This window comes from Desulfobacca acetoxidans DSM 11109, from assembly GCF_000195295.1.
GTDB classification, from domain to species: Bacteria; Desulfobacterota; Desulfobaccia; order Desulfobaccales; family Desulfobaccaceae; genus Desulfobacca; species Desulfobacca acetoxidans.
Window position 1 is genome coordinate 433,921 of the sequence record NC_015388.1, and the last position, 24,972, is coordinate 458,892.

General features: G+C 55.3%; 21 protein-coding genes and 1 tRNA gene. 11 read left to right on the top strand and 11 right to left on the bottom strand.

Translation table 11 applies throughout. The features are described from left to right. Positions 1-165 precede the first annotated feature (165 nt). The 3 genes from nifE (at position 166) to nifB (ending at position 4,399) form a co-directional block, all read left to right on the top strand. Positions 166-1,515, top strand: coding sequence for a nitrogenase iron-molybdenum cofactor biosynthesis protein NifE (gene nifE, locus DESAC_RS01740; protein ID WP_013705360.1), 1,350 nt, complete (start codon positions 166-168; stop codon positions 1,513-1,515). A gap of 123 nt (positions 1,516-1,638) precedes the next feature. After that, positions 1,639-3,042, top strand: coding sequence for a nitrogenase component 1 (locus tag DESAC_RS01745; RefSeq protein WP_013705361.1), 1,404 nt, complete (start codon positions 1,639-1,641; stop codon positions 3,040-3,042). Between the two features lie 88 nt (positions 3,043-3,130). Continuing rightward, positions 3,131-4,399: a nitrogenase cofactor biosynthesis protein NifB gene (gene nifB / locus DESAC_RS01750; RefSeq protein ID WP_013705362.1), complete on the top strand. Its 1,269-nt coding sequence runs from the start codon at positions 3,131-3,133 to the stop codon at positions 4,397-4,399. Between the two features lie 70 nt (positions 4,400-4,469). Here the strand turns inward: nifB and DESAC_RS01755 are convergent, their stop codons facing one another. From DESAC_RS01755 to DESAC_RS01795, 9 genes are all read right to left on the bottom strand, one after another. Next, entirely contained in the window at positions 4,470-5,627 is a 1,158-nt protein-coding gene (locus tag DESAC_RS01755; RefSeq protein ID WP_013705363.1) for an ABC transporter permease, read from the bottom strand. Between the two features lie 72 nt (positions 5,628-5,699). Continuing rightward, a complete protein-coding gene (locus tag DESAC_RS01760) occupies positions 5,700-6,830 on the bottom strand; it encodes an ABC transporter permease (protein ID WP_013705364.1) in 1,131 nt (376 codons plus the stop codon). Continuing rightward, positions 6,820-8,565, bottom strand: a complete 1,746-nt coding sequence (locus tag DESAC_RS01765) for an ATP-binding cassette domain-containing protein (protein ID WP_013705365.1) — start codon at positions 8,563-8,565, stop codon at positions 6,820-6,822. The genes DESAC_RS01760 and DESAC_RS01765 overlap by 11 nt, the downstream gene beginning before the upstream one ends. Continuing rightward, complete coding sequence (locus DESAC_RS01770; protein WP_013705366.1) at positions 8,562-9,659, bottom strand: HlyD family secretion protein; 1,098 nt, start codon at positions 9,657-9,659, stop codon at positions 8,562-8,564. The genes DESAC_RS01765 and DESAC_RS01770 overlap by 4 nt, the downstream gene beginning before the upstream one ends. Positions 9,660-9,679: 20 nt before the next feature. After that, on the bottom strand, positions 9,680-10,429 hold the full coding sequence (locus DESAC_RS01775) for a SagB/ThcOx family dehydrogenase (protein ID WP_013705367.1): 750 nt from the start codon (positions 10,427-10,429) through the stop codon (positions 9,680-9,682). Positions 10,430-10,463: 34 nt separating this feature from the next. Then, entirely contained in the window at positions 10,464-11,804 is a 1,341-nt protein-coding gene (locus tag DESAC_RS01780) for an amidohydrolase family protein (protein WP_013705368.1), read from the bottom strand. A gap of 86 nt (positions 11,805-11,890) precedes the next feature. Beyond that, the gene (locus DESAC_RS01785; RefSeq protein WP_013705369.1) at positions 11,891-12,838 is read right to left on the bottom strand and encodes a lytic transglycosylase domain-containing protein; all 948 of its coding nucleotides are present in this window, start codon (positions 12,836-12,838) and stop codon (positions 11,891-11,893) included. A 314-nt stretch (positions 12,839-13,152) separates the two neighbouring features. Further along, positions 13,153-13,578, bottom strand: a complete 426-nt coding sequence (locus tag DESAC_RS01790) for a putative toxin-antitoxin system toxin component, PIN family (protein WP_013705370.1) — start codon at positions 13,576-13,578, stop codon at positions 13,153-13,155. Continuing rightward, a complete protein-coding gene (locus DESAC_RS01795) occupies positions 13,575-13,871 on the bottom strand; it encodes an AbrB/MazE/SpoVT family DNA-binding domain-containing protein (protein ID WP_013705371.1) in 297 nt (98 codons plus the stop codon). The genes DESAC_RS01790 and DESAC_RS01795 overlap by 4 nt, the downstream gene beginning before the upstream one ends. 362 nt (positions 13,872-14,233) lie before the next feature. Between DESAC_RS01795 and DESAC_RS01800 the strand changes: the two genes are divergently transcribed. The 6 genes from DESAC_RS01800 to DESAC_RS01825 all read left to right on the top strand — a co-directional run bounded on the left by DESAC_RS01800 (position 14,234) and on the right by DESAC_RS01825 (position 19,449). Further along, positions 14,234-15,181 (top strand): glycosyltransferase family 2 protein, encoded by a 948-nt coding sequence (locus DESAC_RS01800; RefSeq protein WP_013705372.1) that lies wholly within the window; start codon positions 14,234-14,236, stop codon positions 15,179-15,181. After that, positions 15,132-15,902, top strand: coding sequence for a dihydropteroate synthase (locus DESAC_RS01805; protein ID WP_013705373.1), 771 nt, complete (start codon positions 15,132-15,134; stop codon positions 15,900-15,902). The genes DESAC_RS01800 and DESAC_RS01805 overlap by 50 nt, the downstream gene beginning before the upstream one ends. Positions 15,903-16,075: 173 nt before the next feature. Beyond that, complete coding sequence (locus DESAC_RS01810) at positions 16,076-16,645, top strand: nitroreductase family protein (RefSeq protein WP_013705374.1); 570 nt, start codon at positions 16,076-16,078, stop codon at positions 16,643-16,645. Positions 16,646-16,813: 168 nt separating this feature from the next. Further along, positions 16,814-18,034, top strand: coding sequence for a tyrosine--tRNA ligase (tyrS, locus tag DESAC_RS01815; protein WP_013705375.1), 1,221 nt, complete (start codon positions 16,814-16,816; stop codon positions 18,032-18,034). Between the two features lie 224 nt (positions 18,035-18,258). Beyond that, on the top strand, positions 18,259-19,260 hold the full coding sequence (locus tag DESAC_RS01820; protein WP_013705376.1) for a Tim44 domain-containing protein: 1,002 nt from the start codon (positions 18,259-18,261) through the stop codon (positions 19,258-19,260). Positions 19,261-19,373: 113 nt separating this feature from the next. After that, positions 19,374-19,449, top strand: a tRNA-Ala gene (locus DESAC_RS01825). 95 nt (positions 19,450-19,544) lie between these two features. Here the strand turns inward: DESAC_RS01825 and DESAC_RS01830 are convergent. Then, the gene (locus tag DESAC_RS01830; protein WP_013705377.1) at positions 19,545-22,196 is read right to left on the bottom strand and encodes a CBS domain-containing protein; all 2,652 of its coding nucleotides are present in this window, start codon (positions 22,194-22,196) and stop codon (positions 19,545-19,547) included. A gap of 265 nt (positions 22,197-22,461) precedes the next feature. Next, a complete protein-coding gene (gene xerD / locus DESAC_RS01835) occupies positions 22,462-23,349 on the bottom strand; it encodes a site-specific tyrosine recombinase XerD (protein ID WP_013705378.1) in 888 nt (295 codons plus the stop codon). A gap of 411 nt (positions 23,350-23,760) precedes the next feature. On the opposite strand from xerD, the gene rpmE reads away from it, so the two are divergent. Together rpmE and DESAC_RS01845 are read left to right on the top strand one after the other, a co-directional pair. After that, a complete protein-coding gene (gene rpmE, locus DESAC_RS01840) occupies positions 23,761-23,994 on the top strand; it encodes a 50S ribosomal protein L31 (protein WP_013705379.1) in 234 nt (77 codons plus the stop codon). Between the two features lie 6 nt (positions 23,995-24,000). Further along, a complete protein-coding gene (locus DESAC_RS01845) occupies positions 24,001-24,948 on the top strand; it encodes a DUF1385 domain-containing protein (RefSeq protein ID WP_013705380.1) in 948 nt (315 codons plus the stop codon). Positions 24,949-24,972 lie beyond the last annotated feature (24 nt).

Sequence of the window (24,972 nt, forward strand, 5' to 3'; positions counted from 1 at the left end):
ATGATGATCTAGGTTCAAAGTTCGAAAAAATGAACAGGGTGGACACCGCTCTCCAAAATGAAACCGGTTTAAGGCCACAGTGGGTAGTAATCACCCACAAATCTTTCGCTGCAAGAAATCAATGTTTTTAACTCAGCACTCAGAACTCAAGCTGGGAGGATAATTATGGAACCTGCAATCTTTTCCGAAAGGGCCGATCAGATTCACCGCGTGGGGGAACAGCCCTTTCGAATGGCCTGCAACCGAGAAAGCCTGGCCGGTGCCGTCAGTCAGCGGGCCTGTGTCTTCTGTGGATCGCGGGTAGTGCTTTATCCCATTGCCGACGCGCTGCATCTGGTTCACGGTCCCATCGGTTGCGCCGCCTATACCTGGGACATCCGGGGGGCGCTGTCCTCGGGTCCCGAACTGCATCGGCTCAGCTTTTCCACCGATCTTCAGGAAACCGACGTCATCTTCGGCGGGGAAAAGAAGCTTTATCGAGCCCTGGTGGAACTCATCGACCGGCATCATCCGGAAGCCGCCTTTGTCTACTCTACCTGCATTGTCGGGATTATCGGGGACGACCTGGAGGGCATCTGTAAAAAGGTCAGCCGGGAAAAGGGCCTACCGGTTATACCGGTACAATCCGAAGGCTTCAAGGGCAACAAACGGGCCGGCTACCACGCCGCCTGTCAGGCTATCTTCAGACTGGTGGGTACGGGCAGTACCGAGGGCATCTCCCCCCACAGTCTCAACATCTTGGGAGACTTCAATCTGGCCGGTGAAATCTGGATTATCCGGGATTATTTCAAGCGCATGGGTCTGGAAGTGGTCGCCAATATCACCGGAGATGGGCGAGTTGGGGATCTCCAACGGGCCCACGGCGCGGCCTTGAATGTTGTCCAGTGTTCCGGAGCCACCATGGACCTGGCCAAGATGATGCAGCAAAAATATGGTATCCCCTTTATCCGGGTGTCCTACTTCGGGGTGGAAGATATGGCCGAATCTCTCTATAACGTGGCCCGGTTTTTCAAGGAACCGGGAATCATGACCCGTACCCGGGAAGTGGTCCGGGAGGAATTAATCTCTCTCTACCCCCAATTGCAGAAATATCGAAAGGCCCTGTCCGGCAAAAAGGCCGCTATTTATGTGGGCGGCGCCTTCAAGGCCTTTTCTTTGGTCAAAGCCTTTCGGCTGTTGGGTATGCAGGTGGTCCTGGTTGGGTCGCAGACCGGGACCGAAGAGGATTATCGGGAATTGGAAGAAATAACCGACGATGGCACCATCATCGTGGATGACTCCAACCCCCTGGAGCTCACCAGCTTCCTAAAAGAAAAAAAGGTAGATATTTTCGTCGGCGGCGTCAAGGAACGTCCCATCGCCTATAAGCTCGGAGTAGGTTTCTGCGATCACAACCATGAACGCAAAGAACCCCTGGAGGGTTTCATCGGCATGCTCTACTTTGCCCGGGAAGTCTACAATACCGTCATGAGTCCGGTCTGGCGCTTTCTCCCCCGGCGATCGGCAAGCCATTGAACCGACACCTCTAGCACAATGCTCGCTAAGCAAAAAATATCGAGGGTTTCTCTGGCAGGCGTTCCAACCTTTCTTCTCCCCTTTTCCTTCAAGGGAAGGGGGTCAGGATCAGGGTGAGATACCATGAATCCAGCTCGTAAAACTAGTCTGAAGTTGGCCAGGCCGAAGTCAGCCCCCTATGTCTCCACTACCAACGCCTGCAAACTCTGCACCCCCCTGGGTGCCTGTCTGGCATTTCGGGGAGTGGAAAACACTGTTCCCTTCCTGCATGGCTCCCAGGGCTGCGCCACCTACATGCGGCGGTATATCATCAGTCATTTCCGGGAACCCGTGGATATCGCCTCTTCGTCTTTGGGGGAAAAACATGCCATTTACGGCGGCAGTCAAAACTTGAAACAGGGTTTGCAGAACGTCATGAGCAAATATGGCCCGCAACTCATCGGGGTGGCCACCACCTGCCTCACCGAAACCATCGGCGATAATGTGCCTATGTTCGTCAAAGAGTTCCAGGAAGAACACGGCGGCAACGGCCATGAAGCAGCAATGCCCCTGATTGTTACCGTCTCCTCGCCCAGCTATCATGGCACTCACATGGAAGGATTTCACCAGGCTGTACGGGCCCTAATAGACCGGTTGGCCGAACCCGCCGAACGGACCGCCTCCGTGAACCTGCTTCCCGGTTTCGGGTCCCCTGCCGATATCCGCCATATCAAAGAAATTATGACTGACTTCGGCCTAACGGCCATAATTTTGCCTGATATTTCCGAAACCTTGGACGGCCCCATCCTAGCAACGTATGCCAGGATTCCTGCAGGTGGTACTCCGTTGGCAGACATCAAGATTATGAGCGGCTCCCAGGCCACTCTGGAGTTCGGCGCTACTCTCAAAAACCAGGATACCGCCGGAAAACTTCTGGAAACCCGCGGTGGGGGTACACTCTACCAGGTAGGTCAACCGATCGGCCTGCGGGAAACCGACTTTTATTTCGGTCTGCTGGAGGTTCTAGCCGGTCGCCCGACCCCGATAAAGCATGTTCTGGAACGGGGACGTCTGTTAGATGCCCTCGTAGATGGCCATAAGTATGTCTTCGGTAAACGGGCCGTGGTCTATGGCGAAGAAGACCTGGTGGTGGGTCTGACCGCCTTTCTGGCTGAAATCGGGATTCATCCAGTCCTATGTGCCTCGGGGGGCGACAGCGGCTACCTAAAAGAAGCCATAACTGCGGTCACCGCGGACCTGCTGCCGAATCCGCCCCAAATCCGGGGAGGGGTGGATTTTTACGATATTGCCCAGGAAGCCGGGAGCCTGGCCCCGGACCTGATCGTAGGCCACAGCAAGGGCTATCACCTGGCCAGGCGCTGGAAGATCCCATTGATTCGGGTCGGCTTCCCCATCCATGACCGTTTCGGCGGTCACCGTATACTGCACTTGGGGTACCGAGGGGCGCAACAACTGCTGGATCGGATCATTAATGCTATCCTGGCCAAAAAACAGGAGGATTCTCCGGTAGGCTACGGCTATTTATAGGGAAAAGGGAAAAGGATTTTTTACTATTCCCTCTTCCCTTATCCCTCTTCCCTGTATTTAAGGGAACTCGAACCTTAAGGAATAAACCATGTTAGATATCAAGCGTCATCCCTGTTTTAATGTTGCAGTGAAGGGCTGGTGCGGCCGTATGCACCTGCCGGTGGCGCCCAGGTGCAATATCATGTGCAACTACTGCAACCGCAAGTATGACTGTGTCAACGAGAGTCGGCCCGGCGTTACCAGCACCGTCCTCACCCCGCCCCAAGCCGAGGACTACGTTCGGCAGGTCTTGCAGGCCGAACCCCGGATCACCGTGGCCGGCATTGCCGGGCCGGGCGACCCCTTTGCCAATCCCCGGGAAACCTTGGAGACCCTGCGGCGCATTCGACGGCAATTTCCCGATCTGCTTCTGTGCCTGGCCACCAACGGTCTGGGCCTGCCGCCCTTCCTGGATGAACTGGCGGACATCGGCGTCTCGCATGTGTCGGTCACGGTCAATGCCGTGGACCCGGAAATCGGCAGACAGATCTATAGTTGGGTTCGGGACGGCAAGGTGATTTATCGGGGGCTGGCCGGGGCCAAACTGCTCCTCGCACGGCAGATGGCCGTCCTTGAAGGCTTGAAGGCCCGGAATCTGGTGGTCAAAGTCAATACCATCGTTATCCCCGGGATTAATGAAGCCCACGTAGTAGAGGTGGCCAAGGCCATGGCTGATCGGGGAGTTGACATCCTGAATTGTATGCCTCTCTATCCCAATGCGGACACGCCTTTTGCCGACATCCCGGAGCCGACGTCGGCCCGGATGGCCGCAATACAGGCTGAAGCCGGCAAATATCTCCCCCAGATGCGCCATTGCACCCGTTGCCGGGCCGATGCCGTCGGTCTACTGGATCAGGACCGCACCGCAGAACTGCGACCTTGCCTGAGCGCGTCTGCCGGCAAGGCTCCGGATCTTTCCGGACGCCCCTATGTCGCAGTTGGCACTCTTGAAGGAGTCTTAGTAAACCAGCATCTGGGAGAGGTTGGCCGATTCCAGATTTGGGGTCCCGACGGGCAGGGCTTTCACCTGATAGCAGAACGTCCGGCCCCGCCGCCGGGAGGAGGCCTCCAGCGTTGGCAGGCCCTCGCCGAAACCCTGCAGGATTGCCGGGCAGTTCTGGTCAGCGCCATCGGTGACACTCCCCGAGAAGTATTGCGCCAGCAGGGCATCATGCCTGTAGTCATGCAAGGTTTTATTGATCAGGGACTGCAGGTGGTTTACCGGGGCGGGGACCCATCATCCCTGAAAAACCGCCGCCGAGGGGTAGGCGGGGGCTGCAGCGGCAGCGCCTTAAATCCAGGTGGCGGCTGCATGTGACCAGATATGCACTGAAGAATCTAACCTAACGCATTCTATGAGCTTCTTCGCCAGAGGAAAATGTTTTCCTCTAGCCGAAATGCCGCCGGAACTGGAAGGCGCAGATGGCAAAAAGCCCGAAGCCGAGGATGTTGAGGTTTAAAAAGTCCTGCCAGAGGTTGGCCAGACCGGCGCCCTTGAGGAGGATGTTATAGGCGATGTTGAGGTAGTGTTTCAGCGGCGACAGGTAGGTGATAAAGCCCAGCACCGGCGGCATGGCCTCGAGCGGGGTCCAGGAGCCGGACAGGAAGAGAATGGGAGCGATGATCATGATCACCAACAGGATGGTCTGAGGCAGATTCCGGCAAATGGTCGCGATAAACATGCCAAAACCGGTGGCGCAGAAGACATATAGGTTGGTAGCCCCCAGAAACAGCAGCAGGCTGCCCCGCCAGGGAAGATTAAAAACCGGGAAGATGATGAGAAAGAGGCTGGCTAACGAGGCCGTCAGGATGATGGAGGACATCGAAATAATCTTGGCCGACATGATCTCCACCGGATTAATCGGCGTCACCAGCAGTTGCTCAATGGTGCCATACTCTTTTTCCCGCACCATGGCCGCCGCCGGCAACAGGATGGACACCAGGGTGATGACGCTGAACAGTTCGATGAGGCTGGCAAACCATTCGCCCTTTTGATTGGGATTGTACAACACCTGAGGCTTCATTGTCACCTGCGGTTGCAGGTGTTCCTCCTGGGGATTAATCTTCCCCAGACGCTGACCCAACTCCAGGGCAAAAATGTGAGCCATCTGGTCGGCATAGCCCAGAGCCAGCAGTGAGGTATTGGACAGGGTACCGTCGGTAATGGCCTGGACCGAAGCCCGATTTTTTTCCAAAAGGGCCTGGGCAAAGCCGTGGGGAATAACTACCACCAGGGAAACCGCCCCCCGGTTGAGCAGATCCACCATCTCGGCCTCGCTGTGGAGCAGATAATCCACCCGAAAATGGGGCATCCGGAATTTTTCCGCCAACTGCAGGCTCCATTGGGTCCGGTCACGATCAAAGATGGCGGTGGGATAGTTACGAACTTCAATATTGAAGCCGGTGCCGGCCAGGTAGATTTCGAGGGTGAAGACATATAAAACGATGTAGATCAGTGACCGGTCCCGGAAAAACTGGAGATATTCCTTCCGCAACAACGCCATCAGGCGAGCAATAGTTGCTTGTAGGCGGTGTGTCTGGTTCATTCCTTACCCCGGTCTTTGCCCTTCAAAGAACGGGAAAACCATAACAATATACGTATCTGCCGGCGGAGCATCTCAGCCTACCCTCTTTTTCAATCGCCTGAGGCCAAGACCATAGAATGCTGCCAGAAACCCCAACAGAATAAGGAGATTGTCCCAGTAATCAATAAGGCCCAAACCTTTGAGATAGACCCCCCGGACAATCTCCATAAAATACGTTACTGGCAGAAGATGCGCCATGACCTGAGCCTCGGTGCCCATACTGGGAACCGAGATAAAAAACCCCGAGTAGATAAAGGCCGGGATCAGGGTGATGACCGTGGTTAGCAGCATGGATCCCACCTGCGTCTTCAGGAGGATCGAGATAAGTAATCCCAGACAGGCGCAGACGCCCACATAGAGAAAGGCGGCCATGGTCAGAAAAAGGAAATTGCCCCGGAAAGGAATGTGGAAAATGTAGTGGGCGATGACGTAAAGCAGAAAATAGTTGGCAAACCCAATCGCCCAATAGGGCAGCAGTTTTCCCAATACATACTCCCAGGGGCGGATGGGGGAACAGTAAATATTGAAGATGGAACCGCTTTCCTTCTCCCGCACCACTGCGATGGAGGCCAGCAGGGCCGGGTAAAAGAAGAGGTTGGTGGCGATGAGGCCGGGGACAATATAATTTTTGCTTTCGAGATCGGGATTGAACCAGGCCCTGGTCTCCACCTGGATCACCGGCCCCGTCCACGGGCTTGTGAGACCGGGAATGTTCAAATCCCGGTTATATTCCCACGTAATAATATCGAGGTAATTCAAAATGGCGGCCGCCCGGTCCGGGAAGGCGCCATCGATCAAGGCCTGAACCTCGCTGGCTCTGCCGGTGTAGAGGGTGCGGTCAAACTGCGGCGGGATGATCAATCCCAGACGGAGACGGCCCTCCAGCAGCCCGGCATGAAGCTCTGGCGTATCAGTCAGAAAGTCACGAATAGAGAAATAACGGGAATGGACCAGACGATCAATGAGAGCCCGGGACAGGGGCGAACGGTTCTGGTCGATGACCGCGAACGGGATATTGGTGGCATCCACGGTCAGACCGAAGCCGAAAAGGAGATAGAGCAGCAGCGGCACGCCGAAGGCCAGCGCCAGATACAGCTTATCCCGAACGATCTCCTTGCCTTCTTTGCAAACAACCGCCCAGAGGCGCCGACGCTTAAGGAACATTGTCTTCGGCCTGAATGAAATAGATAAAGGTGTCTTCCATACTCAAAGGACTCATGGTGATTCGGTCCACCCGCAGGTGCGATGCCGTCAGAAGCCTGATAATCTGCTCCCGATCCCGGTCGGGTTCTTGGGTGGGCAGATAAATACGGCTGCCGTGCAGGAAGGCACGGGGGAAATGGGGCCGCAGGGTCAGGAAGGCCTGCCCGAATTCAGGGCTGCTCACCTCCAGGCGCCGTCCCCAGGCCGCCTCCGCCTGCTGGCGCAATTCCTCGGGCTCTCCTACCGCCGCCAGTCGGCCTTGATGTATAAAGGCTAGTCGCTGACAATGTAGTGCTTCATCCATATAGTGGGTGGAGACCAAAATAGTCACTCCTTCGGCGGCCAGGGATTGGATGAGCCGCCAGAACTGCCGCCGGGCCAGGGGATCGACCCCGGAGGTCGGTTCGTCCAAAAAGACCAGGTGGGGTCGGTGTAGAATAGCGCAGCCGAGGGCCAGGCGCTGCCTGATGCCCAACGGCAGGTCGCTGGCCAACCGGTGTTCCTGTCCCTGTAAGTCGGCCAGGGCAATAATTTCCGGTTCCCGTGATGCCAACTCGGACCACGACATGCCATACACCCGCCCATACAGCCGGATGTTTTCCAGGGCCGAAAGGTCACGATAAAGGGAAAATTTCTGCGACATATAGCCGAGTTGAGTCTTGATTTGATGGTTGTCGGCCCCGATCTCCAGACCGGTGATATACCCCTGGCCGCGGGTAGGAGGCAGGATGCCGCTAAGCATCTTGATGACCGTGGTCTTGCCGGCACCGTTAGGCCCTAAAAAACCAAATATTTCACCCCGATATACTTCGAAGCTGACCCGGTCTACCGCGGTGAAGGTCCCGAATTTTTTGGTTAGACCCTCTACCCGGATCACCGTCTCTGTCCGGGGCGGGGCCGGGGAGGGTGTAGTCGGCGTCCACACTGCTTCCGGGGTCTGTCGGGCCATGGCCCGGATGAAAACTTCTTCCAGACTGCAAGGCCGCCCCTGGACGTCAGACCCGGCTTCAGCCTGGAGCCCGGCGGTATCCCCGTGGGCAATGATCTTCCCCTTATAGAGCATGGCCACCCTCTGGCAGCGTTCCGCCTCATCCAGGTATGAAGTAGTCATAAGAACCGTAGCCCCGCGCTCCACTACCAGGCGGTTGATAATCAACCAGAAATCCCGCCGGGAGATGGGATCGACGCCGGTGGTGGGTTCATCCAGAAAAATAATCTGAGGTAGATGGATGAGGGTGCAGCAGAGGGCCAGTTTTTGCCGCATACCGCCGGAGAGGTGAGAGGCCAAACGCTCCCGGAAAGGCTCCAGCCGGGTGATATGCAGCAATTCCGCCTTATTTGCTTTGAAGCTATCAGGGGGAACCTCCCTCAGGTCGCCGAAAAAATCGATATTCTCCTCGACGCTGAGGTTATCATAGAGATTCAGTCCCAACCCCTGGGGCATGTAGCCGATACGGGTCTTGATGGCTTCGGGGTCGGCCTGGATGCTATACCCGGCAACGATAGCCTCGCCCCCGCTCGGCCGCAGTACTCCTGCCAACATCTGTATGAGGCTGGATTTACCGGCTCCGTCGGGCCCCAGCAGACCAAAAACCTCTCCCGCCCGGACGTTGAAGGAGACCCCCTGAACCGCAGGCGTCTGGCGGTAGGATTTGGCGATCTCATTTACTTCTATGATTGTCTGTGCTACAGTCATTTAGGTCTGGCCCAGGGAACCTCATCCTTCCAGCGGATGACTCCTTCTCCGGGCATACCAGGCTTGAGAAAACCCTCAGGGTTTTCGGCCCGCAGTTCCACGGCAAAGACCAGTTTCACCCGTTCTTCCAGCGTCTCTACATACTTGGGGGTAAATTCCGCCCGTGGCGAGACTCGGGAGACCCTGGCCTTAAAAGGGCGGTCAGGGAAAGCATCGACATAAATGCGGGCTTCCTGGCCCAATCTGATCTTGCCGATGTCCGGTTCGTTAATGAATACCTTCAAATAGAGCTGGTTCAAATCGACCAGGGTAAACAAAGGTGTCCCCGGATTAACCACCTCGCCGGGTTCAATCTCTCGGGTAAGGAGTATGCCAGCCGCCGGACAATAAATAAAAGTATCTTGCAGATTGGCTTCAGCTTCCCGCAGCGCGGCCTGAGCGGCGGCCAGGCTGGCTCGGGCCATCTGCAGCTCCGCCCGTTTCAACTCCACCGTGCGGGGCAGGAGTTCGGCTCTGTCCAACTGGGCCTGGGCTAGGGACAATTCTTTGGTAAGCGCCGCTTTATTGGCATCAGCAGCCTGATAGTTGGCCACCGCGTCGTCCAGTTTTTGTTTGGGGGCCACCCGACGGGCATAGAGTGAGTCGTAGCGGTGGAAATCCAGGCGATTTTTTTCCAAAACCGCCGCAGCTTCCTCAATGCGGGCTCTCACCGCCGCCACCCGCGCCTGGCTGGCGGCAATGTCGGTTTGGACCTGGCTGGCAGTATAATCCAGATCGATCTCCGCCTGTTGCACCCGCTCCTGCCAGGACAGCATCCGGTCCCGGGCCTGATCGAGTTGGGCCTGAATCTGATCCGAGGACAAGCGGGCCAAAAGTTCTCGTCGAGCTGCGGTCTCGCCCCTGTCCTTAAAGACCGCCTCTATCTGGCCGGCAATTTTGGGAGCAATGACCACTTCATCCCCCTCAACGCGGCCGTTGGCATGCAGCAGGCCATCGGGAAGTCCTTGCCGCCACTGCGAGAATACTGACAGGGCCGCACCCAGGAGGAGCAGGCCCGCCACGACGGTGAAAATGAGTTTTTTACGGGAGTTCATCGAGTTCTCAGTTAATAGAGTCAGACCTTACCAGCCAACCGCCCCACTGCTGCCAGATAGACGGCGATCTCCTCTTCAGGTTTGACATGGACAATGTTTTCCACTTCATCATCGAAAAAAGCCGCCACCGGACAGCAGCCGAGCCCCAAAGCAGTAGCAGCCAACTGCAGGTTGCCGCAGACGTGGCCGGCATCCAGAAAGAGGTAGCGGACCGCCCGCTGCCGGTATTTCCAGAGCGAGCGTCCGAGGATAGCAGTCCAGATAAAGACCACGGCCGCAGTTCCCAGGAATTGTTGATTGAGTCCGGCCAACACGATGGAGCGGCGGAAATCGCCGGGGGTCACCATCTCCAGGGAAAATTCGGGAACCTGGAAATGCCAGACGCCAGGTGGAATTTCTTCCACCCGGTGTACCACGACATATGTCTCTACCGGATAGAGGGCGCCGGCGGAGGGGGCCGCCCGATAGGCGAAGTTCTGCTGACTGGCGGTAATCCCTTGGCTGGCCCAAAGCAGGGCCGCAAGCTGTTCCTGAGTAATCGGGTCTGCGGTATAGTCCCGCAGTGACCGGCGCTGATGGACGCAGCGCCAGAAGTCAGCCTGGAGGGTCTGAGGCACCGCAGGAAGTTTGAGACGTCTGGTTTCCGGCGGATAGGTCTTATATAGCGGGCTGCGGGGGTAGTGGACCAGAGGTTCGGCCCGCAGATTGTCCCGCATGTACCTGGTTTCCCTGAGATATTGAAAGCCGATATCTGAGGCGGATTTGTCCATGAGCTCCTCCCTTTTTTAAGACAGCCAAGTCATACTAACGAGGTTCCACCTTGGCCTTTATCTGCCGGGCATACTCCCGGACTTTTGCCATGGCTTCCTCAACATCCAGGGTTAACAAACGGCGGTCTTGCACAACCGGGCGCCCGGCGATGACGACAGTGCGCACATCGGCGCCCATCGCGGCATAGACCAACTGGGAATATGGCTGATACATCGGCGTCAGGTGCGGCCGGTCACAGTCGATGACAATGAGATCGGCCTGCTTCCCCGGTTCCAGCGAACCGATGCGATCGTGCAGGTTGAGCGCCCTGGCCCCGCTCACTGTAGTCAGATGAAGCACCGTGCTGGCTGACATGACCGTAGGATCCAGATGGTATACCTTATGCAGTTTTGCCGCAGTGTCCATTTCCTGAAAGAGGTCCAGGTTATTGTTGGAGGCGCAACCGTCAGTTCCTAAAGCAACGTTGACGCCTTTGGCCAACAGGCTGACGATCGGGGCGACGCCGGAGGCCAGCTTCATGTTGCTTTCCGGGCAGTGCACGACGCTAACCCCTTGAGCAGCCAGTAAATCTTGATCATGGTGGCTCAGCGCCACGCCGTGATCGGCGACCAGGCGGGTATTCAATAAACCCAGGTTAAAGAGATGCTCCACCGGGGAGGCGCCATAGTGCTGTTGGCAGTCGGCCACCTCCTGCCGGGTTTCAGACAGGTGGATGATCAGGCGGGTGTCATGGCGCTCGGCCAGTTCGCCGCAGCGTTTGAGTAGATCCGGAGAGCAGGTATAGACCGCATGCGGCTGTACTGCTACCCGGATGAGCGGATCATGACGCCAGGTCTGGATCAATTCTTCGGTAAACCTGAGGCCGTTATCCTTGGGGCCGTAGTTGGCGGAAGGGAAGTCATAGAGGACTTCGCCCACCACCGCCCGCATTCCGGCTTCCCGAGCCGCCTGGGCCACGGCATCGGCAAAAAGATACATATCACAGAAGGTGGTTGTGCCGGACAGCAGCATCTCGGCGATGGCCAATTTTGTCCCCCAGTAGACCAGGTCTCTCGAAATCTGCCGTTCGGCCGGGAAGATGTAATCGTTGAGCCAGACCTCTAACGGGAGGTCATCCGCCAGACCCCGGAAACAGGTCATGGCGGCGTGGGTGTGAGCGTTAATGAGACCGGGGAGGATGATGTCAGCGGCATAATCCAAGACAGTGGCGGCCGAAAATCGAGCCAGAATTTCCGGCCGCGGCCCTACGGCGACGATGGTGTCTTTTCGAATGGCTAAGGCGCCGTCCTGATGAATGTCGTTGGCCTCATTCAGAGTCAGGATCATGCCGCCCAACACAATCAGGTCAACGGCGGCGGACAAGGGTTGGGACACGGTTTTTAGACCTCGGGGTATCAGTAGTCAGTAGCCAGTGGTCAATCTGTAGGACGGAAAATCGCCGCGCCTCCCGTTTTTCCGGGTTACGGTCCCTTTTTCTCGGCCACCAGCCGACCGTGAATATAGGCGTCGTAAAAACGAGGGGCGGTTCCGGCCGGGACATTCAGCCGATACATCCCAGGAGGCAAGGTGGCAGACTGTAGACGCGGGTTTAGACGACGCAGCTTCTTATAATAACTGCCGCAGGCCTCGGCCACCTGCCGCAGGTGAATTTCCTGGTCCAAGACAAACTCCACCTGATCAGGTTGCAGCGGGGGATAGAGGTCTTCGGCAGGAACGTCATAGCCGTAGCCTGCCGGATCGCTGAGAATAATCTTAGCGGCAATCAGCCGCATAACATAACGGTCGGTTTCGTCCGGAAGATCGAGTCGATAGTAGTCAGCTACACCCTGTTCCTGAATGGCCTTTCGCAACCGGCCCTCACCGCAGTTATACGCCGCCAGGGCCAGGGGCCAGTTCTTAAAATCGCGATACAGTATGGCCAGGTACTGCAAGGCGGCCTCGGTGGATCGCATAAAGTCGTAGCGATCATCAATTTTTACCTCGGTTTTGAGCAGAAACCGGTTGGCGGCGGGTTTCATGAACTGCCAGGGACCGATGGCCCCGCTGGGGGAACGGGCCTCCAGGCGCAGGTCGCTCTCCACGATGACGACATACTTCAGGTCCTCCGGCAGCCTGGCTTCCTGTAGGCGTTTTTCCAGATAAGGAAAGTAACGGGCCGCCCGTTTAATCCAGAGGGTCGTCTGGGTGCGGCTCCAGAGGATGATAGTGAATTCCCGGTCCAGATCTTCCCTGACGTCCGGTTCCTGTAAGGGAACTTCACTGCCGCACAGGGCAATACGGCCCGGGAGCGGATAATACGTCTTGAGTCCGGCCTCCGATCGTGGCGGCGGCTGGTTTGCTGCCATCGTGGCGATCAGACTAACCGGCCAGATCCACAGGGCGGCCAGGATAATAATAATGCAAGGCATGGCGGCAGGCCTTATCTTTTCATTCGTGGACTTTGGTTTGTCGCGTATCGGATAAAATCAGAAGATGTCAATAGGATAGGTTTGTATCAAAAGACCTGCGGCTGTCAAGTAGAAACCTCGGATGGGTGCCTAAAATACCTAATAATTGCCGTTCTTTCAAAAGCACCCGCACGCCAGGATAATCATCAACCGGTGGCACAGGCTTTGTTGCCGGTGCAGCAATCATTTTCCAACTGCGGCGGGATGCGCTTCGCTTTGGCTTACGCCGATCTGCGATTCCCGCCACACAAATTCCCACTGCCCACTGTATTTTTTTAGTAATCCATAAACATTTCTAAGAAAACAGCCGGGGTAACAATCTTTATGCCGTAGTAATTATCAAGATTGAGCAGATGCTTATCGCCCGAGATTATATAATCAGCTTGGCCTTCCACGGCGCAAACCAAATATTTATCGTCTTTGCGGTCGGCCTTAACCTCCTTGAGATTTAGGACGCCTGGGGTAATCAGGGCCGGCTTGGCAATTTCTGCTAGAAACTCGTCAATCTCTTTGGCCGTAATCTTAAGCCGTCGTTTTATCTCGGGATACATAAAAACGGTCCTGATCTCTTTTAAAATATCCTGCGAAATTAACAAGGTTATTCTGCCCTTCCTGGCGAGGCCGATGACTTTGTCCGGATTTGATCCTGGCGCTAATGCGGAGCTTACGAAGACATTGGCGTCGATAACGGTTTTGATCATCTTCTTTTGGACTTGGGCTTGTCGACCGACTCAACCGCTTCTTCTATGAGGCCATAAAGCTCTTCCTCGCTCAGGTGCTTGAATTTATTTCCAGACCTTGCCTGTATTTTAGCGATCGCCCGGGAAAAGGTTTTTAACGCTCCTCCCCGGTCGATCACCTGTTTGGGCTTGAAGAAGATACCGTCTTCCCTGATCTCGTATTCCATCAGGTCGCCTTCCTTAAGGCCAAATTTATCCCTGAAGACTTTCGGAAAAGTAACTTGGCCACCCCGGATCATTTTTACTAGAGGCATGGCTGTCTGCTCCTGGTAAGCTTGCCTTCTCTTTTGTGTTCTCTTGTGTATCTTCACATTTTATGTAATTATGAATTTATTATAAGAATTTGATATATTTTGTCAAATCATCTATGGAGCATAATCCAAACTGACTTCCTGATTTGGGCAACTCGCGTGTATAATCATTTCAGGTAATTTTTCCGGTTCTTAAGTCTGGTTGTAGCTTATTGGATAAAATCATAAGATGGCAATAGGATAGGTTTGTATCAAAAGACCTGCGGCTGTCAATTAGAAACCTCAGGTGACTGCCACCGGCGCCGTTTTTTAGCTAACTGGGTGTTTTTGTTGTCAAGCCCCGGAGGTCATGATAAGGTAAGCTTATGATGCCAGCCCCCCTGGTCAGTGTCATTATTCCCACCTACAACCGGGCCGATGTGGTGGGAGAAGCCATAAACTCGGTGCTGGCCCAGACCTGCCGGGATTTCGAACTGATAGTGGTGGATGACGGTTCCGAGGATGGGACGGCGGCGATTTTGGCCCACTATCAGGACCGCATCCGGATTATCCGCCAGGCGAGGCGCCAGGGGGTGAGCACCTCCCGGAATACTGGCGCCCGGCAGGCCGGAGGGGAGTGGCTGGCCTTTCTGGATTCCGATGATCTCTGGCTACCCCGGAAACTGGAGGTGCAGTTGGCTTTTATCGGCGCCCACCGGGGGGTCGACATCTGCCAGACCGAAGAGGTCTGGCTGCGCCGGGGAGTGCGAGTCAATCCGGGCCGCAGGCACCGCAAGCGGGGAGGGAGTATCTTTCTCCCCTCGCTGGAGCTCTGCCTCGTAAGTCCGTCGGCGGTCATGCTGCGCCGACAGGTATTCTGGCAGGTGGGCGGCTTTGATGAGACCCTGCCGGCCTGTGAAGATTATGACCTCTGGCTGCGGTTGGCCTGGCGGGTTGACGTGAACCTGATTCCCGAGCCTTTGGTGGTCAAGCGGGGAGGACGCCCTGATCAACTATCCCGCCAATGGGGGTTGGATCGTTTCCGGGTGCAAGCCCTGTTGAAGCTGATGGGCGACGCCGATCTGCCGGAGCACTACCGGACCAGGGTCAGAGATACCCTGACAGCTAAGGCGACGGTCTACGCCCAGGGTTGCGCCAGGCGGGGGAAGTCCGCCGAAGCCGATTATTATTATCGGTTGGCCGAATGGGCGAGGGAAGCAGCCGTAAATACCCCTTCAACCCCGTTCGGGTTGACAGGTGAAGAATGGGAGCCTTGTTCAAGCCATGCTCATTGCGGCCGACAATCTCAACGTTTTGAACCCGGTGGTGGCTGAGGCTCTTGAACGGTTAGATAAACGACCCTTACAGGAACTAGTGCGCCGGTTGGATCAGACCGGCATCGATCTCCTCGATCTCAATCCGGGGTATCTCTCGCTCCGAAACGAAGACCGGATGACCTTTCTGGTAGAGACGGTTCAGGAGGTGAGCCGCACCCGCTTGATGTTGGATAGCCCCCACGCTCGGATCTTACAGAGGGGCCTGGCCGCGTGCGAACGGCCGCCTGTTCTCAACGCCTTGACCCTGGAGGAGGAAAAGCTCAGAAAAATTTTGCCGCTGGCGGCGGCGGCCCGGACCGATCTGGTACTGTTACTCTTGGACGAACGTTCCATGACGCCGCCGACCCTGGAGGAGAAGATCCTGTTGGCGCTGCGCCTTCGGGAAGCAGCCCTAAGCGCCGGACTGGAGCCGACGCGGCTGATTTTCGATCCGGTGCTGCCCAACCTGAGCTGGCCGGACGCCTTTGATCAGACTGCGGCGGTGGTCAAAACCGTCCGTTTGCTGGCCAGCGGCGCCATTTTGGGAGAGCCGGGCCGCACCATGGCGGGACTTTCCAATCTGCGCAGCGGCCTCCGCCAAATGTATCCGCTAGAGGTAGAAATAACCTGCCTCAGCCTCCTGGCGGGCGCCGGTCTGCATATCGCTCTGTTGGACGCCTTGCAGCCCGATCTATGGCGACGGGTGCATCTGGTGCAACAGCTACAGCCGGGTGAGTGAGACGGTTTTAGGTTTTTGGCTTAGAGATTCTATGCCTTTTTCCTCTGATCCTCTTGCCCTGTTGGGGAAGAGGGTTAGGATAGGGCTAATATATAATAAATTGTATCCTTTGGTTATGAATATCTGCCCTCTTATTTGTGGATGACGTCAAGAATCTACCTGGAGGTATCGCCGTGGACGTTTATGAAACTATCAAAAACCGCCGCAGCCACCGGATGTATAAGCCCGATCCGGTACCTCGGGAAGTCCTGCAGCGGGTGGTGGAAGCGGCCTTATGGGCGCCGTCGGGGACTAATCTACAGCCCTGGGATATTACGGTATTGACCGGCCAGTTTCGGGAAGAATTTATCGCCCTGGCCTCCCTGGCGGCTGAGGATATGGCACCCAGACTGAGTAAGCTTTTTGATGAAGAGAGGGTCGCCTTTGTCACCCAGTTTTTTAAAAACCTGGGCGGCGCCCCGGTGGTCATCGCCGTCACCGTCTGGCGCGATCCGGACCCGTTCTCCCAGGAAATGTACGTGCAGAGTGGCGCCGCCTTGATGCAAAATCTGTTGCTGGCTGCTGAAGCCGAGGGCTTGGGGGCTTGCTGGATGTCGGGCGTTCTCAGCCGGGAGAAAGAACTCTTGAAATATCTCGGTTTGGAGGACCGGCACCTATTGGCCATTACCCCGATCGGCTACTCCGCCAAGACTCCGCCGCCCGTCCCCCGCAAAGAGCGGCCGGTACGATGGCTGGGATTTTGATTCCAAGACAAGAGATGTAAGTGTCATTATTTCTACATCACCCACAAACCAAGGAAATGGGTTATTGGCAGCCTAGGCTTCCTAGCCGGTACAGAACTTATTTTTGGCCAATAACCGAAAACCAAAAACCAGAAACTATATTTTTTGATTAAGGAGAAGCAGCAACACATGACCGTCGACAACCAACTGGCCCTTATCCGCCGAGGGGCGGTGGAAATCTTATTGGAAGAGGAACTGGCCGCCAAACTCAAACGATCTTTGGCCAGCGGCCAGCCTCTGCGGATCAAGGCCGGTTTTGACCCCACGGCCCCGGACCTGCATTTAGGCCACACCGTATTGATACAAAAGCTGAAACATTTTCAGGAATTAGGCCACCAGGTGATCTTCCTCATCGGCGACTTTACCGGCATGATCGGCGATCCCTCCGGCAAGAGCGAGACCAGAAAACCGTTGACCGAAGAGGAGGTTAAGGCCAACGCCCTCACCTATGAGCGCCAGATCTATAAAATCCTGGACCCGGAAAAGACCCTGATCGATTTTAACAGCCGCTGGATGAAGGCTATGAGCGCCCAGGGGCTGATTGAGCTGGCCGCCAGACACACCGTCGCCCGGATGCTGGAGCGGGAGGATTTTCACCAGCGCTTCGTCAACCACGCCCCTATCAGTATTCACGAATTCCTCTATCCCCTGGTCCAGGGCTACGACTCGGTCGCCTTGCGGGCCGACGTTGAGTTAGGAGGGACCGATCAGAAGTTCAACCTGCTGGTCGGGAGGGAGCTGCAGCGGGAATACGGTCAGGAGCCCCAAGTGGTGCTCACCATGCCCCTGCTGGAGGGTTTGGACGGCGTTAACAAGATGAGCAAATCCCTGGGGAATTACGTCGGCATCGATGAACCCCCACAAGAGATGTTCGGTAAGATCATGTCGATCTCTGATGTGCTCATGCTGCGCTATTATGAGCTGTTGAGTGACCTGTCGGTGGGAGCTTTGGCGCGTCTGAAAGACGACCTGGCCTCCGGCGTCCTACATCCCCGCCTGGCCAAGGAAAATCTGGCCAAGGAGATGGTGGCCCGTTACCACAGCCCAGGGGCGGCCGAAGAGGCAGCACGACAGTTTGCCGCCGTCTTTCGGGAGGGGGCGTTGCCCGAGGAGATTGAAGAAATATGCCTGGCAGTGACTGAAAACTCGATCTGGCTGCCCAAGGTCTTGCACCAGGCCGGTCTGGCAGCCGGGACCTCGGAAGCCCGCCGCCTGATTCAACAGGGCGGCGTTCAGGTGGACGGCGAGAAGGTCAGCAGCGTGGAGCTGGAGTTGCCCGTAGGACAGACCTATCTGCTGCGGGTCGGAAAGCGAAAATTTAAAAAAGTAGAATTACAGGCCGATTTCTAAGGGCAGAAAAGGATTACCCTTGCCATAATGGAAAAATATTATTAACATTATTAATATATTCATTATATCAGCAGCAGCATGAAACTCCACCTCCTGATGATCCCGTAAAAGTCAACGGTTGTCGAGTTTATTTTCATAAGCGTTGGAACGCTTTATTGCTTAGCTGAGGGTTATTATCCTTGATCGTGACTTTTAACGAGTTCATCAACCTAAGAGGAGTGTTTATGAAACAGAGAATGAACGGTGTTTGGGCCGTCTTTGGGGTATTGTGTACGTTTCTGTGGATGTCCGCCGCCTTGGTGGATCTGGCCGAGGCCCGGATTGGCGGGGGCCGCTCCGGCGGTTTTAGGGGTTCTCGCTCAACGGCACCGCCGCGGCAGACCTTTAGCCCGCCGCCGTCCCGGCCGCAGACCGTAACCCCGGGAACCCAGACGCGTCCGGGAATGGCGACCCCGACGCCGCAACCGCAACCGGCAACCGGCGGTTTTTGGCGGGGTGTGGCTGGCGGAGTGGCTGGCGGTCTTCTGGGCGGTATGATCGGCAACATGCTCTTTGGCAGTTCCGGTCATGCCGGCGGGGCCGCAACCGGCGGTGGGGGATGTTCTTCCATCGGGCTGTTTGAAATTCTTATTATCGGGGGCATCTTGTATCTGGGCTATCGATTGTTGAATCGGCGGCGGCAGCAAGCCCATCAGTCCGGTGGAGGAGGCGGCAAAACCTATGGGGCTACACTCCTTTATCCCGAACCGGCGGCGCCGCAGTTGCCAGCCTTCGATTTGCAGACCGAATTAGAGCCTATCCGCCGGATGGACCCGAGCTTCAACGAAGCGACGTTCAAGGAGATGGTTCAGGATGTCTTCTTCAAACTGCAGGGTGCCTGGATGCGCCAGGAAGTCTCTAGCATGAGAGATCTGACCACACCGGAATTCTATGATATCCTGGATAAGGAATTACAGGAGCTGAAGGCCAAGGGTCAGATAAATAAATTAGAAAACATCGCCGTTCGGCAGGTGGAAATCTCCGAGGCCTGGCAGGAGCAAGGACAGGATTTTATTACCGTCGGCTTCCTGGCCAATCTGCTGGATTACACCGTGGATGCCGGAACCAACCAAGTCCTGGCCGGCAGCGATACCGAGCCGGTGAAATTTGAAGAATATTGGACCTTTGTGCGCCCGATCGGCAATGGCCCCTGGAAACTGACGGCAATCACTCAGCCCGGAGGATGAGGTATCATTGCACCAATTTGCCATAAACCACAGATATTAATCGTTGGGGCGAATCTTGTATTCGCCCCGGCTGCTTGACAATGGTCAATGAAATAGAATACCATAAAGTATATGGGGATGTAGCTCAGTCGGGAGAGCGCTAGCCTCGCATGTTAGAGGTCGCGGGTTCGAATCCCGCCATCTCCACCAAAAGTGCATCTTTTGAGCCGTTGGGGTTTTCCCGGGCGGCTCTTTTTCTTTTCATGCCGGCCAATATCCTGCATCCCGGCTGGTGCTATTTTTACTCAGTCCTTGGTCGGCGGTCCGAAGCGCCTAAGGACAGAGGCGATTTCGTCCTCTTTGGTCTGCACCTGACCGTCCAAATGGGCGTCTAACAGGTGTTGCAATATACGTTTGTAGCGAGGACCGGGTTCATAGCCCATATCCAACAGGTCCTTCCCGGCCAGGTGAGGTCGAACGTTCCTGAGTTGGGTGATGAAGAGCGAAATAGCCTTCTTGGAGCCTTCCCGGCGAGTTTTGGCCATCATATAGAGCAGAAACTCGGTCGAGAGTTCGTGCAGGAGATAATAAATCTCTTTGGGAGAAGGATTTTCCCTCTGGTAGAGGCGGAAGAGGGTATGGTCGGCGGCCCCTTTGGCCCAGAGCAGGGTCTCGGCAAATTTTGTCTGCATATTGAGCCGCCGGGTCAGCTCCAGTAGTTGCTCTTCTTTTAAGGGCTCGATGAGACCTAGAAAATAGACGTACCAGCGTTCATAAGAGTCTTCCAGGAACAGCAGGTCATGCCAGGAGAGGACTCCGCGAATCTGGTCCAGGAGCCAGGTAGTGTTGGCGTCGTAGCGCAACATGGGGTGGATGAACTTGAGCAGATCGAACTCCGCCAACCGGGAGATGGCCGGGATGGGATTCTCCTCCATGAGGATCAGCTTCAGTTCGCTGAACAGGCGGGTGCCGGAAAGGCGGTCAAAGAAGTTGATGCGGCCGGCATTCTCAATGAGGTTGGCCGTTAATTTGGTGATCTTGAAGCCGAAGCGCTGCTCAAAGCGGATAGCGCGAAAAACCCGCGAGGGGTCTTCTACAAAGCTGAGGTTGTGTAACACCGAGATGCGGCCGTCTTTGAGGTCACGCTGGGCCCCAAAGTAGTCGATGAGGATGCCAAAGTGTCTTTCGTTGAGTTTCACCGCCAGGGTGTTGATGGTGAAATCCCGGCGATAGAGGTCCATTTTCAGGGAGCTGCGTTCCACAATCGGCAAGGCCCCCGGGGTTTCGTAATATTCCGTGCGCGCCGTAGCCACATCCACCTTAAAATCATCGGGATAAATAATCACTGCGGTCTTAAATTTTTGAAAAACCCGCACCCGGACATTTTGGAAGCGCGAGGCATAGTGTCGGGCAAAAGTGACGGCGTCTCCTTCGATGACCAGATCGATGTCAAGATTTTCATGCCGCAGGAAAAGGTCGCGCACAAAACCACCGACCACATAAGCATTATACCCCAACTCATCTGCTACCCGGCCTACCTGTTTGAGAATATTAAGAATATTTTGAGGCAGGCGTTCCCGGATGACGCCGCTGACATTTTTTTTGCGGATCATCGGGCCGTGTTCTTTATCGGTATTCTCTTCGGTACCGATATCCGGAGCCATCAAAAGATTGAGCAGGTCGGTACGGCTTATGACCCCCAATACCCGACCATCCTCCACGACCGGCAATAATCGTTGTTTGTTGATGACCAGCCGATCCTGAATTTCAGACAGGGTGGCCTCAGGATCTACAACCGCAATTTCCGTGGTCATGTACTCCTGCACCGGCAGATTCTCCAAACCGTGGAAGATGGCCTTTTCCACAATCTGGCGATTAATCAAACCCTTGAGATCTCCGTCGACCATAACTGGCAAGGCGTTGATGTTATGCAGGGTCATGAAGCGGTGAGCCTCGGCCAAAGGGGTGGCGGGATCAACCGACATCACCGGGTAGGACATGAGATCTCGGGCGTTGCGCCGGGGGTGAATCTTGATCTGTAGAATTTTCCGCAGCTTCTCCTCTACCTGGGCCAAGGGCACGGCCTTAACGGTGGCGGAGGCGGCGTAGGCATGGCCTCCCCCACCCATCTCGGCCAGAATTTCTCCGACGTTAACCTCCCCCAAACGGCTGCGGCCGACGATGAATACCCGTTCTTCCATCTGGGCCAGGGCAAATAAGACCTGGATATTTTCCATATCCATAAACTTGTGGGCCAAGACGGCAAAATCACCGATGTATTGGGAGGCTGAAGCCTGGGCCAGGACAATCTCAATGCCGCTAATATTAATGGTGACGGCATTGCGGATCAGGTCGTTTAACAGGGCCACCTGATCGACAGTAAGTTCCCGGGTGAGCATTTCGGCTACGGTGTTGAGATTGGCCCCATGCTCCAGAAGAAATTTGGCCGCTTCAAACTCCAGCGGCGTGGTGGAGGCAAACGTGAATGAGCCCGTGTCCTCATAAATTCCCAAGGCCATGATGGTAGCCTCATCAGGAGAAAGGGAGAGCCCCCGTTCCCGGATCATTTGGATAAGCATGCTGACAGTAGCGCCAACCGGACGGACAATTTCCACCGTGCCAACAAGGTCGTCAGGAGAGTCGGGATGGTGATCATAAATATGGATCTCCACCTCGTCATTAGGAAACAGGTCGCCGAATTTACCGATACGGGTAGCCTGGCGGGTGTCCACCAGAATCAGGCGTTTTACGTCCTCCAGCTTAATATCTTTGATTTTGGCGAAGTTGAGGAAATAGAGGCTGGAGCGGACAAAAAAATCCCGCAGGTTCCTCTCTTGAGACCCGGGAAAGACTAAGATAGCATCCGGATAGAGCTTTTTGGCCGCTACCATCGAGGCCAAGCCGTCAAAGTCGGCATTGATATGGGTAGTGATAACTTCTAAGGTTCTCTTCGTCACAGCAGTCCCGGTAAGATTTCTAAGTATTGAATTTTTTACGCCCTATAGTCGCCGATAACCGGGTACCAGCAATACCCGTCCCAACTGCCTATCCTGTCGGACCTGGCTCCACGGGAAGGTCTAATCAAGAGAAGCTTGGGGACCAGATTCCGTGCCATCGGCGGCGGCTTCGGAGGGCGGAGATTAGCTTCTCTGCACCTGCGGGAAGCTTGGCCGACAGATTCAATCTCATTATATCGTGAAAGTTTATCGTCTGCACCAGGCATTACCCGCGCGGGTGGGCCTGCCGATGAATTTCCTGCAATCTAGCGGTGTGGAGATGCGTATAAATCTGGGTCGTGGAGATGTCGGCATGTCCCAAGAGGAGCTGCAAGGCCCTGAGGTCGGCGCCCTGCCACAACAGATGCGTGGCAAAAGAATGCCGCAGGGTGTGGGGGCTGAGGTCCTTGGGAAGACCCGTTTGCCGGGCGTAGCCTTTCAAAATCTTCCAGAAACCTTGACGGGTTAAACCGGTTCCGGAGCGGTTTAAAAAGAGCTCTGGGGTTTTCTGTCGCTTGAGCAGAACCGGGCGGACATACTGCAAGTAGAGCTGCAGCTTTTCCACCGCCCGCATGACCATAGGAATCAGGCGTTCTTTACCACCCTTACCCCGGACCAAAACCACACCGCGGCGAAGGTCGAGTTGCGAGGCGGTCAAACCCACCAACTCCGACACCCTCATACCGGTAGCATACAGCAATTCGAGCATGGCGTCATCGCGTTGACCTAGTGGCGTAGTTGGATCAGGGGCAGCCAACAGGCGATCTACTTCCTCCAGCCCCAATACCGTAGGCAGACCTTTGGGGAGCTTAGGAGAGTCCAGCCATTCAAGGGGATTATGCGAAGTCGTTCCCTGGCGCAGCAGGAAACGATAGAGCTGTCGGACGGCACTGAGTTTACGAGCCCGGCTGCGGGGGCCAACGCCTTGCTCTTCGAGATGATTCAAGAAAAATTGCAGATCTTCCAGGGTCGTTTCATCCCACCGGCTGCGGCCGAGTCCTGTCAGGAAGGAACGCAATCCCGCCAGGTCATGGGCATAGGCTTCCACCGTCAGGGGGGCCAGACCACGTTCAACGATGAGATGCTGGAAAAACTGTTCTACGGCGGCGTCCATGCATCAGTGATCTTTCTTGCAGAATTATAAGCCCGCGGTTTTACTGAATAAATATAGTTTCCGGTTGTTGGTCAAGAATTAGGGTCTGTACAGGCTAGAAAGCCTGTTCCACCGGCAAATGATTTTCATGGTTTGCGGGTAATTTACAGGTTATGAAAATCAGTAAACGATAATATATATTGTATTAAGAGGTGCCGGCAAGGAAATAGCGCTAAGACATTTGCTTTACCGTCTCCTGCCGGCGGAGCCGAAGATAATCCTGGGGTGATGTCCCTTCTCTCGGATGGTTCCCCCTCGATAGAGACTGGTTCAATTTGCTGCTTGTTTTTTTATAAAAATGTGTTTATAATTTAAAGGTTATGACAATCGGGTAGTGTTACCCGGAATGTAAGATGAGGAGATGATCACGCTATGAAGAAAGGCATTCATCCTAAATACTATCAGACCACGGTACGTTGTGCCTGCGGTTTTGAATTCCCTACCGGCTCCACGCAGGAAAATATCCGGGTGGAGATCTGTTCCAAGTGCCATCCGTTTTTTACCGGTAAGCAGAAACTGATCGACTCAACCGGCCAGGTGGAGCGGTTTGTCAAGCGGTATGCGAAGTTTAACAAGAATGCCGAGGCCGACGCGGCTCAGGAGTAAGGCGACATGGCGGGTAATCAACCCCCGTTTCCGGTGGGTGGGCAGGCGGTGATCGAAGGGGTGATGATGCGGGCCCAAGATCGGTTGGCCATTGCCGTAAAACGGCCTGACGGCTCCGTCGTCCTGAAGGAAGATACCCTGCACACCCTGGCACAGCGGTTTCCTTTTCTCAAGTGGCCTTTCCTGCGCGGTCCGGTGATCCTCCTGGAGGCCATTGTTTACGGCATTAAGGCCCTGAGTTTTTCAGCTCATGCCTCTTTGGACGAAGAAGAGGAACAGCTGTCGTCCTGGCAGATGTTTCTGACCATCCTTTTTGCCTTTGGCATGGCTATCGCCTTTTTCGGGCTATTGCCTCATTATCTGAGCGGTTTGGCGGGGTGGCTCTGGGGAGCACAGTTGACAGTGGACAATTTCAGTTTCCATGTAGTTGACGGCGTTCTCAAGATCGTTTTTTTCCTCCTTTACGTCTGGTTTATTTCGTTCCTGAAAGACATTCGCCGGGTCTTTGAGTATCACGGAGCCGAACACAAATCCATTTTCACTTTTGAGGCCGGTGAGGCCCTGACAGTGGAAAATGCCAGGAAACATCAGATCTGGCATCCCCGTTGCGGTACTTCTTTTATCCTGGTGGTGCTGTTAATCAGTATTGTTGTCTTTACCGTGCTTTTCCCTCTGTTGCCCGGACTGCAGGTCGGTGGCAGGTTTACCACTAATCTCTTACAGGTGGGGATCAAGATCCTCCTCATGTTTCCGATTGCGTCGATTTCCTACGAAGTCATCCGCCTTGGAGGGCGTTATACCGACCATCCTCTCTGTAAGGTGGTCTTGTGGCCGGGATTGATGACGCAGCGCCTGACCGCCAAGGAGCCTTCCGATGAGCAGTTGGAGGTGGCGTTGAAGGCCCTGCGGGCTGTTGTCGGCCAGGAGTGCAAGCTTTCCCCGCCGGTTCTTTAGCGTCTCCCCAGTCAAGCCTTTTTA